The sequence below is a fragment of the Kitasatospora sp. NPDC057542 genome (assembly GCF_042801945.1).
Lineage (GTDB): Bacteria > Actinomycetota > Actinomycetes > Streptomycetales > Streptomycetaceae > Kitasatospora.
Window position 1 is genome coordinate 1 of sequence record NZ_JBHVFE010000299.1, and the last position, 11,161, is coordinate 11,161.

The window sequence follows — 11,161 nt, forward strand, 5'->3', positions numbered from 1 at the left end:
GTATAAGAGACAGGCTCGTCCGGGGCGGCCTGCGCCACTGAAAGGCCGGTGGAGTACGTCGGGCAAATCTACATCGGCGCGGTGGGGTCGGACTACTCGATCTCGGCGGCGGACCCCGCCTGTGGTCCCATGCTCAACCGATGATTGAGCATGCGCGCTGTCGGCACGGCAAAGGGCGGAGGGGAAGCCATCTGGCACCGCACCAAGCGCCCGACGCCTGGTTCAAGGCCCGAACCAGATGGCTGACGACATAGCCAGCAGACACGGCATCCCGCTCGCTGCGTGATCACGACGCCCCTGCCTGGCGAGCCATCAGCTCTTGGGCTCGCTACGCTCCTGGCCGGTCCTGTACAGATCTGCACAGAGCCCCTTGAACAATCTGCTCGCCGAACGACCGAACGAGCAACGAAGGGCAACACGATAGACACCGGCACAACCACCACCGCGACCAAGCGCGGCCGGCAGCCGACTGCCGTAACCGGGGCCGCCCTGCAGAAGACAGCCGCCCTCACCGCCGAGCTGCAAGAAGGACGCTGGAACGCAGCCCTCCGCGTCATCGCCGCGACCTGTATGAGGAACTCTCCCAGTTCGATGCCCTCCTGTTCCCGGATCCCACCGCCCGCCCGGACACGGAGGCTTCCCAGTGGCCGATCATCTGACCGCGCTGCTCACGGCTGCCGGCCACCCGCTCGCACTGGTGAGTGGGCTACTCGGCCAGGGCGATGTCGACTTGCTCCGCACCCGCGCCCTGGACCAGGTCCGCACGGACCTGAGGGAATTCGCCCGCACTGTCGCCGGGCGGAGCAACCTGTTGCTTCTCACGGGCAGACTCGGGCTGTCGGAGGTCGAGGCCGGCCGCCTGGCCGGTGTGGTTCATGGGAGGGTTCGCAAGGCAGCCGGCAAGGGCACGGTCCCGCGTGGGTGAGCCCCACCGGGGACTCGCGTCCGTTCCTCCGGACAGGCCACACCGAACGGCCGACTGTTCTGGAAACGGTCCTCAGTCCACGAAGTCGGCTTTGCCGCACCAGCGAAGGACGGATCCGGCCGTGGTCCATCCCGCTCCGAAGGCTGCCAGAAAGACCGTTGCGCCCGGGACGAGGAGTCCTGTGTCGGCAGCACGGGCCGCTGTAAGCCCCACAGACGCCGACACCGTGTTGCCCAAGTCCTGGACCGTCGTGCAGGACTTCTCCATCGGCACGTCCAGTCCCGACAGCACGTTCTCGATAAGCCGCAGGTTCGCCTGGTGAAGTAGCACCAGATCGGCCTGCCCGACAGCGATTCCGCTGCCGGCTTCCAGATCGCGGATCAGGGCAGGGACCTGGTTCGACGCGAACGCCTTGACCGCTTGGGCGTCCATGGTGAACCCGTGCAGGTCCTGGCCCGTCAAAGCCAGTCCCTCATAGCCTGCGGGGTCGGTACGAGAGGACCCGTAGAGCAGGCCGGTGTCCTCCCGGCACTGCCGCAGCAGCCAGCAGCACGCCCCGTCGCTGAAGATCGTCGCGGCCAAGCCCTCACCCGGACCGATGTCGTCGAAGTCCATGAGGGCGCTACTTGCCTCCGACTGTACGACAGCAACCGTCCCGGCGCCTGACCGGACAAGACTCTCGCCGAGCTGCAGGACCCCGACGGCACCCGCGCACCCCGCACCGACCACGTCCACCGGAGCCATCCGCAGGTCCAATCCCACTTCCGCGATCAGGTCCGCCCCAAGGCCTGGCATCAACCGCCGCGGCGTCGTGGTGGAGGTCACCAGCGCATCGATCTCGCCCGGCGCGACGCCGGCCCTCTTACAGGCATCCACCAGCGCCTGTGCAGCCATCGTCGTCACGTCCTCACCCGCGCCGCAGTGGCGCCGCTGCTCGATCCCGAGCCGCTCGCGCACCCACCCATCGGAAAACCCGGTCGCCCGTTCCAGGGCAATATTCGGGACAACCCGATCGGGCACGTAGGACCCGATGCCAAGAATCCCTGCGTTCATCGTTGCTGACATCCCTCCATCACAGCTCGCCACCTGAATCTGTTGGTGGTCACCCAGCCCGACTGGAAGTGGCGGTACCACATCCGCCGAAGACCGAGAAGGCGAGCACTGACCGTCCCGGGACCTTGTCCCATTCCTCATCGCACGGTAGGTCCGTGGCCCTCGCCGTCCCATCCAGGACCTGCTCGAAGAACCTTCGATTGCCGCCCTGCGGAAAGACCGACTCCAGGTTCCCGCCGCACGGAACGCGATGCCGGGCGCCGAACGACAGTGGGCGCTGCCGTCCGGCGTCATGAACGACGGCACGACGCCGACAGCCTGGGTTGGCTTTCCGTGACATCCGGCTGCGTATCGCGCACTCGGTGCCTCGCGCTGTGGCGAGTCCGGGCGGCACCGGCGTGGCGGTGTCCGGGCGTCAGGAAGCGGGCGGCGGCGCGGGCCAGTCCTGCTCACGCAGTTTGTCCAGGGCTTTTGTCTCGGCGTCCAGGGTCTCCTTGACCTTGCCGAGCTCTGCCGAGTTCTTGTTGATCGCCTTGTTCTGGAGGTCCGACTCGACGGCGAACCACACGCCGAGCAAGTTGGTCTCCTGCTTGCACGCCACGTCGGCCTGGGCCTGATCGATCTCCTGGCTGCTCGCGGGCCCGGTGGCCGTCTCGAAGAGGTCGCTGGCCTTGAGGGGGTCCGTGACGCTGTAGCCGTGCCCCTTCATGCAGGCGGACCATGAGGCGACGGCGGCGACGACTTTGGGGTCGGACTGGGAGTCGGTGAACGACGCGGCCTTGATGGTGGTGACGACTCCCTCTCCCCCGCCAGCCGGTCCGGCGGGTCCGCCGCTGGCCCCCGGCAGCAGACGGTCGAGCTCGGCGAGGCAGCCGCCCTCGGGCAGGGCCTTGCCCGCGAACGAGGTCACACGTTGGCCGTCCTGAGGATTGGCGCCCATCAGAATGGTCTGCGCCTCCTGCGTCAGCTGCCCGAGTACGGCAGGCGTCGCGCTCGGGGCGTTGGAGGTGTCGGGCCGGGGGTGGTAGCCCCACTTCCGGGCCGCTTCGGCGTCAGAGATTCCATAGCGGCGACCCATGACGTCGTACCGGTCGTACCAGGGGCTGGCCTTGGTAGGCCTGGGCGGCACCGTATACGCCTGGTTGTAGCGCCTCATGCAGTCGCCAATGGAGGCCTGCCGCAACCAGTCGTAGTCCACGGCCTGCGCTGGTGTCAGCATGTAGGCCTCGATGGGCAGACTGAGTTCCTTAACACCATTGGTGACGCGCGGTGTTGGAACCGGTGTGAGCGGCGCGGACGGGCCCGACGCGGCACAGCCAGCCTGAGAGAGGAGTGCGGAGGTAAGGAGCGTGGCGGCCGCCAGTGCCCGACGGACGCGGCGCGGTGAGGCGGTGCGTTTGCTGTCCGCCGGTCGCAGTTCGCCGGTCTTGTGAGGAATGGGTGTGCCGGATCGATGGCGGGGCCTCATGCATCTCCTGAAGTTCGTGGGCGTTGCCCGAGACCGATGGATAGGGACAACCGAGACCGTCCCCTTCACCCGTTCCCGGAGCAGGGGCAGCGGCCTGTTGCTGGTGTGTGCTGGCGACGTCGGTGAGTGCCGAGTCCGCCTGCCAGGGGGCCGCTTCGCCGCCCGGGAGAGGCGAAGCGGCCCCGGCTGCTCAGGCTCGGTAGTGGACTTCCGGGCCGCGGGGGTTTCGGTTGTGGGGCTCAGTGGGACGGCTTGCGTTCGCTGTGCCGGACGGCGAGGACGCGTGCCCTCCCGGTGGTGAGGTTCTCGAGAAGGAGGGCAACGCCTTCGGGCGGATCTGTCCTGGTCTACTGCGAAGGAGTCCGGCGCCAGGGGCCTGTGGTCGCAGGCCGGGCTAGCAGGTCAGCGCTGCGCTCTCGTTCTTGTTCTTGACGTAGGAGTTGAGGTTGCCGCCACGAAGGGGCGGGATCCAGGTGACGTCGCCGTCGGTGTTCCAGTTCGAGTAGACGCCGAGGTTGCAGTTGTTGGTGTCGTTCTCCGCGCTGGCAGCATTGTGGTAGACGCGCTGGCCGGCACCGTTGGAACCGTACTGGTCGCGCTCGAAGGGAGCGGTCCAGGTGCGGTTGAAGTTCCACAGCCTGTACGGGGACTTCCAGACGGCGCCGTTCGCACCGGAGTTGTAGTAGAGGCAGAAGTACACGGCCTCTCCGTCGTTGCCGTTGGTGCAGCGGAAGGGGTTGCTGTAGGTGCCCCAGCCGTTGCTCCAGGAGCTGGCGGCCTGCGCCTGGCCAGCGCCGGCGATCAGGGCGCTGCTCGCGACCGTCAGGGCTGCCGCCGTGAGGAGGGCCTTCCGCGCGCGGGAGGTGAGTCGGCTGCGCATGGTCGTGGTGTTGGTCATCAGGTCTGCCTTTCGTCGGGTGGCAGGTGTGCCCTGCTGCGCTGTGGGCAGGTGGTCGGGTGGGTGCATTGCAGCGGCCAGATGGTGCTGCGGTCGCCGTGTCAGGCCGCGGTGGGAACCTGTGCTGCTCGGGCTCTGAGCTCGGCGAGCGGCAGCGTGCTGGCGATGATGAGCGCTTCGTCGAGCGTTTCGGCCACGGGGGCGCCGGTCGCGACGAGTGCGGCGCGTGAGTGGGAGCCCCCCGTGTAGAGGACGACGGCGATGCCGGCCTGGTCGGCGGCCACGGCGTCGTCGGCTGCGTCGCCGATGGCGACGATCTGCTGCGGGGACAGGCCGAGGTTCTGCACGTGACGGCGCATCGCGGTGGCCTTGGTGCCCCCGGTGGGGCCACGGCGGCCCTCGGCGAGGCGGAACAGGGTACCGACGCCGTGGTGGGAGAGCTCGGCGAGGAGGTGTTCGTGGGTGTGCAGGGACAACAGGGACTGGGTGCCGCCGCGGGCGATCCACGACAGCAGTGCGGCGCGAGCGCCGCTCATGAGGTGGCTGGCGTGCGGCAGGTGGCGCCGGTAGCTGGCCTGGTAGGTGTCATCGGCGGTCAGCCATTCGTCGCGAGTGAGCGGCCGGCCGAGAAGCCGGGCGTAGAAGTCGGGGACGGGCACGCAGTAGGTGTCGCGGTACTGCTGCATGTCGATCGGCGCGATCTGGAGCCCGGCCAGCGACTCGTTGACGGCGAGCAGACGGGCCTGGTTGTCGTCGAGGATGGTGCCGTTCCAGTCCCAGACGCAATGCCTTCGGGGAGTCATGGGTTCGGGTTCTCTCTTGTTAGACGGCGGGAAAGATTGCAGTGGCGCGTCAGGAGTTGGGGCGTGTCTGCGGTGGGCGGCGCAGCCGTTGGCCTGGGCACACGGTGGCGGCTGGGTCTGCCGGTTCAAGCTGTGTTCGGCACCGCACGTGCGGCTGCAGCGAGGCAGGTGGCCAGGCGGCCGAGGCCGGCAGCCGCAGCGAGCAGGGCCAGGGCGTAGGAAGCAGCGGCGCCGTGGTGGTCGGCCAGTGGCCCGGCGAGCGCCGTGCCGATGGCGCTGCCGATGCCCACGGCGGCCACGAGCCAGGAGAAGGTCTCGGTGAGGCAGCCAGGATCCGCGGTCCGTCCGGCGCGTTCGAAGACGACGCCCAGTAGCGGGCTGAGGCACAGACCAGGCACCAGTGCGAGCAGGGCCATCACCGCCAGGCTGGGGGGCGCGACCACCAGCGGGGCCCATCCGAGGGTGAACCCGGCCACCAGACCCAGCAGCGTCCGGTCCCCCACTCTGCTGCCGCGTCGCCGGCTGAACGCCAGACCCCCCATGCAGCTGCCCGCGCTGAACGCCCCGAGGAGAACGCCTGCACTGGTCCGGTCACCCAGGCTGTCGGCCCAGGCCGTTCCCGCAACTCCCTGTGCTCCCAGGGCCGTGCCGACCAGCAGGAGGACACCGGCGATGCCTCGTAGCTCCCGTGAGCGCATCGGCCCCATCCAGTTCGTGGGCCCGGCAGGAGGGGGCTGCCAGGCGCGGGATGGCGCTGACGTGGTCATCGTCCATGTCCCCGCGACGCCGAGGGCGGCGATCAGCATCAGTGCCGTACCGGGCCCGGACAGCGCCACCGTCGCGCTCACCAGCAGGGGCCCGAGGGCGAACAGCAGGGACTGCGCGGCAACGTCGAGTGAGAACGCCGCAGTCTGCAGCCGCTGCGGAACAGTCTGCGACCACAACGCTCGCAAGGCTCCCTCCAGGGGCGGGGTAGCGAAGCCGGCAGCAACGGACGCACCTGCGGTGAGAAGCCGCTGTCGGGGGTCGAGGACCGCGAGGGCGATCATGGCTGTTGCGGACGTGGTCGCGGCCGCGATCAGCGGAAGGCGCTGCCCATGCCGATCCACCAGGCGGCCGAGCATGGGCTGGCCGATCGTCGCCGCGAGGCCGTAGAGCCCTGCAACGACGCTGGCCCACAGGTAACCACTTCCCGCGGCCACCGCACACAGCAGGATGGCCAACGGCGCGGACGCCACCGGAAGACGACCGACGAGCGAAGCCAACAGCAGGTGCGGAACATGCGGAACCGCCAGTACAGCGCGAACTCCGAAATGCGGATCACGGCGAATGGGATCGGCCTTCACTGGCCGAAGAGAGACAGGCATAAATGTCCCTGGGGGCGGTTTCCGAATACTCAGATCCTCAGAATTGACGAGGCGACAGAGAGGGAGACTGTGCGGGTTGGACTAGGCAGTGCGCGGGGCGGCCTTGGCCGGATTCCGGCGGCTGCGCCAGGACCGGATCGGCAGCCGTTGGCGACGGCGTCCCCGCCGAGCCTCCGCAGCCAGACGCGCATGCTCCGCCTCACGGATGCGCTCCGGCATGGCGAACTTGGCTATTTCGAAATGAAGCCAGTCCACGACAGGCGACCCCTCCCTGTATCAGAGCAGCAGTTGACCGTCCCGACCTAGCAGGGCTATTCCACTGAGCCGGACACCGAAGCTTTTGCTTCGTCGAGGACGCTAGCCACCGCCGGTGCAGACTGCATTGCGAAAGGGCGGCAACCGCGCCAGGAACCCGCATTACGGGAAAGGAGCCACGGAGTTCCCGCCCAGCGGAATCCCGGGGCCGTGCGCGGCGCTTGCACCGGTCGGCGGTCCGCTGGTTGGCCGGGCCCGGGCACTCCGACGGCCAGGAGCAGCCCTCGCCGCGCCGATACGCCCGATGCGGCGAGCCAGTGGGCCGCAAGGGTTGTCGGCAGGCCTCCCCGGTGCCTGCTCCGGGACGGGATGGGACTGGGGGGGACACATGGACACCGCGCGGGCACCGCTGGCGGTGCCGACGACGGGCACGGCGCACCAACCGGTCGTGGCTGGACGAGCTGCTCGGCGACGGCGCGAGCACCCTGGCCCAGGCGCACGGCACCACCGCGTACCTGCGGGTGCCGTGCGCCTGTGTCAAGAGGCTGTGCCAAGGGGCTGTGCCAGCCGGTGGAGGTCTACGTCCCGGCCGAGCTCGGCCGTCTCGCGCACGATTTGGAGTACACGCATCCCGGCGACCGCAGCTCTGGACGGGAAGATCCGCCGCAGCAGCGGATCGGCACCACGCAGTCGCAGGTCCAGTGTGCAAACCGGCCGGCCAGCGCGGTGGGTCCCGCCCTGGCCGCAGCGGCCAGGTTGCCCGCTACCCCTGCGAGCAATGGAGGCCACACGTTGTGGTGATCGGCCCTCACCGCCGTCGTGGATCTCAGTCTGCCCATGGGAAGGTGCCCATGGGCCAGTGGCCCAGCCAGAATGCGGCTGTCGAGGGCTGTGGCAATCCCTCGGTGGAGCCGTCGTGGGGCAGTAGTTCGGTGGGTGCCACGTAGCCTTCGCCCGGCTGTAGCAGGATCCGAAGGAGCTGGAGTCCGGTCTTCGCCGCGTACGTCCGCACGTGGCTGGTGTGCGGGTGGGCCCGGCGGTAGGTTCCGGGTTGGAGGGTGCGACACATCTCCTTAACGTCGACCGTGCCGAGGATGAGGTAGCGGGGACCGGGGCCGAGGTTGACGCCCAGGCGCCGCCGGGAACGATGGCGGTCGGGGTACGGGAGTCGGTCCCAGTTGTCGAGGTGGATTCCGATCCGCCGGTCGGTGTTCCAGTCGACGGTGGCGGTCAGGTCGTCCGGCGGGCTGGCTGCCCAGCCGCGGTAGTCCGCCGGCACTTCGTCGCCAAAGAAGGTCACGGTGGTGGGGCCGGGCCGGTTCGGGCAGTCCTCGACCGTGACCGGCGTGGTCGTCCTCACCAGCTCGACGGCGACGGAGTCGGGAGTGCCGACCCGGTAACGCAGGCCCGGCACCTCGTCCTGGCGCAGGGACCGCCACCGGCCGTCGGGGACGATCGCCTCGTCTTCGAATCCAGGCCGGCGGACGTCGCTGGTGACCTGCGCAACGGAGCAGCGGGCCGGGAGCTTTTCGGCGTCGCGGAAGGCGATGGACAGTCCCATGTGATCACCTCGGGAGGTCTTCGCCGAACGTGACCTTTAGCTCGGTCAGCAGGGCGTGGGTGAGCTGGTCGGCCTGGGCGCGGTCGATGATGGTGTGCTGGATGCTGGCGGTGCCCGCGATGGTGGAGAGGTCGTTGCCGCGCAGGTCGAGGTGGTGGTAGGTGCCGGTGCCGAACGTCGTCCGGTCGAGTACGCAGTCGCGGAACGCTGCGTCGCTCAGGTCGCATCCGGTGAACGTCGTCTCTTCCAGCTTGCAGCGGACGAAGGCCACAGGCCCCAGGGCTCGGACTCTGTCGAAGGCGGCGTAGGTCAGGCGGCAGTCCTCGAACAGGACGTCGTCGAAGCTGACGTCGCTGATCTGCGCGCCCATGAGGCGGCAGTTCCGGAAGACGGTGCGCCGGGCCTTCGCTCCGCTCCAGGTGAGCGAGGTGATGTCGCAATCGGAGATCTCCACGGAGGAGAGGGTGGTGCCCCCGATGACCCAGGTGCGGGCGGAGAGCCGGTTGATCCGGCCGTCCTGGAGGTGCCCGTCGATCAGATCGAGGGAGCGCAGGTCCTGGCCTTCGTAGAGGAAGTCGCGCACGGTGTCTGCGCTGACGAGGCTGTCCACGGGCGCCAGGTAGGTGGGGTCGATCTGCGGCAGGGTGACGGTGGTCCGGCCGACGGTCTTGGTGGTCACGGCGGTGCTCCAGGGGCGGGGGTGCGGCGGGGTGCGGCGTAGCAGGGCACCGCACCACTAGGGTTACTGATTGTCCCGCGTCTCCTACCCTCGGTTGTCGAAGTCGGACCAGGAGGGGCCGTTGTTCCAGTCGCTCCAGGGGTTCACGGTGGCGTTGTCCCAGGTCGGTGCGTTGTCGAACGGTCCGCCCGGCGGGTTGGACCAGGAGGGCGAGTTGCCCCAGTTGCTGGTCGCCGGGGGCAGCGAGCTGACGAGCTCGGTGACCACCGGCGCGTCGGTTGTCGCGAGTTCCTGCAGGGGCGTCATCGTGCTGTTGTCTCCTCTCGGGCGGTCTCGGCTAGTGCTTCGACCAGGGCCTGCTCGGACACGCGGCAGTAGTTGGTCTCGGCCGTGTCGAAGCGGCCGTGCTCGAAGTAGCGGTTGCCGGCCTGGGATCCGCGGCAGAATTCGTAGACGTCGCACGACCGCTCGCACTGGTCGACGCCGTTGAGGTACTCCTGCACGTACGGGAGGTGGTGGGCGTCGGCCAGGATGGCGGACAGCGGCCGCTCGGTGATGTTCCCGGCCACGAAGTCGTTGTAGGTCCGCGAGCTGATCCCGGCCAGCTCCGGGGACAGGAGGACGACGTCGCCGGTGGTGGCGACGGTGGGGATCGGGTCGGCGAGCACTCGTTCCCAGTGCGGGGTGGTACCGGTGCGGGCGAACTGCAGGTAGCGGCCGAGCTGGTCGAGTTCTCGGACGATCGGTGTGCCGGGACGACGGCGGTTCCAGGCGATGACCCGCCGCCAGAAGGTGAGGGCCTCGCCGCGGCTGGGTGGTGTGCGGTCGGTGTTCGCTCCCTCTTCCTCCTCGATGTTCAGCCCGATGGAGGTGGGGCTGAGGCCGGCGAGGAAGTCGAGCATGACTTCGGGATCGCCGATGGTCTCCCGGCCAACAACGGAGATCACGGAGAAGGGGATGCCCCGGGCCTGAAGGCGGCGGATGCCTCGCATGATGTGCCGGAAGGCCGGTCTTCCGGCCCAGTCGACACGCTGGCCGTTCAGCTCCTGCGGCCCGTCAACGGACACCCCGACCCTCACCCGGTATCGGGCGAGAAGGTCGCACCAGGAGTCGGTGACGAGCGTCGCGTTCGTCTGCAGCGCGTGCTCGATCTGACCGGCGGCCAGCAGCCGGTCGAAGGGCTCCAGGAGCTCGGCGAAGCGGCGGATGCCGAGGGCCATCGGTTCGCCGGCGTGCCAAATGAGGGTGATCGGCGGCCCGGGGTACAGCTCGGTGATCTCGGTGATCTGCTGCGCGAGGGCCTGCGCAACGGGGACCGGCATGTGGTTCCGACGGTGCCGGTGAGGGAGGTAGCAGTAGAGGCAGGCGAGGTTGCACAGGCTGGTCGGCTGCGCGACGACGCTGCGCGGCCGGCGGGCGATCCGGGCCCGGTACCGGAGGGCCGGCATGGTCTTCGTGGTCAAGGCGGACGCGTAGCGGGTGGGGCCGAGGGCCAGGGGCATGATGCGCCCGCGCGTCGGTGCGTCCGTCATGCGTCCCCCAGGCGATTCAACCCGACTCCAACGTAGGGTAGTTGGGCAAGTGCTCACCGCAGGAGATCGTGAGCTCATGTTCTTGAGGAGTTCCGGCCAATCGTCGCCGCCACCCGTTCCCGCAGGTCGTCCGCTTGGTCAGGGATGTTGGAGCTCTGGTCCCGTCCGGGCCGAGGGCGTGAGCAGTGGCGGATGCCGGACAGCGCGTGCAGGAGAGCCTGCGGGATCGGCCTGAAGTCGATCCTCTCTCGGTCCCTGCCGCCGAGAGGGTCCGCTCGCCGGACCGGCAAGGCCACACTGGCCCAACGCCGGGTCGTCTTCGTCGAATGGCACGTCCGTGGACCCTGTGGTGCCACGGGTGTAGTACCCACCCCTGCCCGCCGCTCTCGGGCGGGCAGACGTCCTACGTATGTCGCACGCTAATTCGGTTCGCAGGCCGGTCGGCAGGACCTCGTCGCCCGAATCGCCGACACCGAGCGCGAAGGCTGGCTCGGCTAGGGCCTGTGTGATGTTGTGATCAATCAGTGGTCAGCAGGAGATCATCGATCCAGATCATCGAGGCGCGGAGGTGAAGGCCGGCGAGGTAGCTTTCCGGGCTCTTGTCATACCGGGTCGCGATG

The 11,161-nt window shown here is 68.8% G+C and carries 10 protein-coding genes; 1 reads left to right on the forward strand and 9 read right to left on the reverse strand.

The window, feature by feature from the left end; translation table 11 throughout:
- The first annotated feature begins 643 nt into the window (after positions 1-643).
- Positions 644-925, forward strand: coding sequence for a hypothetical protein (locus ACFU7Y_RS29815; RefSeq protein ID WP_380770262.1), 282 nt, complete (start codon positions 644-646; stop codon positions 923-925).
- Positions 926-997: 72 nt separating this feature from the next.
- Here the strand turns inward: ACFU7Y_RS29815 and ACFU7Y_RS29820 are convergent, their stop codons facing one another.
- From ACFU7Y_RS29820 to amcB, 9 genes are all read right to left on the reverse strand, one after another.
- Positions 998-1,978, reverse strand: coding sequence for a 3-oxoacyl-ACP synthase III family protein (locus ACFU7Y_RS29820; RefSeq protein ID WP_380770263.1), 981 nt, complete (start codon positions 1,976-1,978; stop codon positions 998-1,000).
- Between the two features lie 415 nt (positions 1,979-2,393).
- On the reverse strand, positions 2,394-3,197 hold the full coding sequence (locus tag ACFU7Y_RS29825) for a hypothetical protein (protein WP_380770264.1): 804 nt from the start codon (positions 3,195-3,197) through the stop codon (positions 2,394-2,396).
- 643 nt (positions 3,198-3,840) lie between these two features.
- Entirely contained in the window at positions 3,841-4,344 is a 504-nt protein-coding gene (locus ACFU7Y_RS29830) for a hypothetical protein (RefSeq protein WP_380770265.1), read from the reverse strand.
- A 101-nt stretch (positions 4,345-4,445) separates the two neighbouring features.
- Positions 4,446-5,147, reverse strand: coding sequence for an HAD family hydrolase (locus ACFU7Y_RS29835; protein ID WP_380770266.1), 702 nt, complete (start codon positions 5,145-5,147; stop codon positions 4,446-4,448).
- 125 nt (positions 5,148-5,272) lie between these two features.
- On the reverse strand, positions 5,273-6,493 hold the full coding sequence (locus tag ACFU7Y_RS29840; RefSeq protein ID WP_380770267.1) for an MFS transporter: 1,221 nt from the start codon (positions 6,491-6,493) through the stop codon (positions 5,273-5,275).
- 1,102 nt (positions 6,494-7,595) lie between these two features.
- Positions 7,596-8,330, reverse strand: a complete 735-nt coding sequence (locus tag ACFU7Y_RS29845; RefSeq protein ID WP_380770268.1) for a hypothetical protein — start codon at positions 8,328-8,330, stop codon at positions 7,596-7,598.
- 4 nt (positions 8,331-8,334) lie between these two features.
- Positions 8,335-9,009: a pentapeptide repeat-containing protein gene (locus tag ACFU7Y_RS29850; protein WP_380770269.1), complete on the reverse strand. Its 675-nt coding sequence runs from the start codon at positions 9,007-9,009 to the stop codon at positions 8,335-8,337.
- An 84-nt stretch (positions 9,010-9,093) separates the two neighbouring features.
- Positions 9,094-9,315 carry a multiple cyclophane-containing RiPP AmcA gene (amcA, locus tag ACFU7Y_RS29855; RefSeq protein ID WP_380770270.1) on the reverse strand — a complete coding sequence of 74 codons (222 nt, stop codon included), beginning with the start codon at positions 9,313-9,315 and terminating at the stop codon, positions 9,094-9,096.
- The gene (gene amcB / locus ACFU7Y_RS29860; RefSeq protein WP_380770271.1) at positions 9,312-10,541 is read right to left on the reverse strand and encodes a cyclophane-forming radical SAM peptide maturase AmcB; all 1,230 of its coding nucleotides are present in this window, start codon (positions 10,539-10,541) and stop codon (positions 9,312-9,314) included. The genes amcA and amcB overlap by 4 nt, the downstream gene beginning before the upstream one ends.
- Positions 10,542-11,161: the final 620 nt, after the last annotated feature.

Bases quoted from the DNA above. Each gene is read 5' to 3' on its own strand.
- ACFU7Y_RS29825 (WP_380770264.1), bottom strand. From the start codon at position 3,197: ATGCTGACACCAGCGCAGGCCGTGGACTACGACTGGTTGCGGCAGGCC.
- ACFU7Y_RS29820 (WP_380770263.1), bottom strand. From the start codon at position 1,978: ATGAACGCAGGGATTCTTGGCATCGGGTCCTACGTGCCCGATCGGGTT.
- amcB (WP_380770271.1), bottom strand. From the start codon at position 10,541: ATGACGGACGCACCGACGCGCGGGCGCATCATGCCCCTGGCCCTCGGC.
- amcA (WP_380770270.1), bottom strand. From the start codon at position 9,315: ATGACGCCCCTGCAGGAACTCGCGACAACCGACGCGCCGGTGGTCACC.
- ACFU7Y_RS29845 (WP_380770268.1), bottom strand. From the start codon at position 8,330: ATGGGACTGTCCATCGCCTTCCGCGACGCCGAAAAGCTCCCGGCCCGC.
- ACFU7Y_RS29830 (WP_380770265.1), bottom strand. From the start codon at position 4,344: ATGACCAACACCACGACCATGCGCAGCCGACTCACCTCCCGCGCGCGG.
- ACFU7Y_RS29835 (WP_380770266.1), bottom strand. From the start codon at position 5,147: ATGACTCCCCGAAGGCATTGCGTCTGGGACTGGAACGGCACCATCCTC.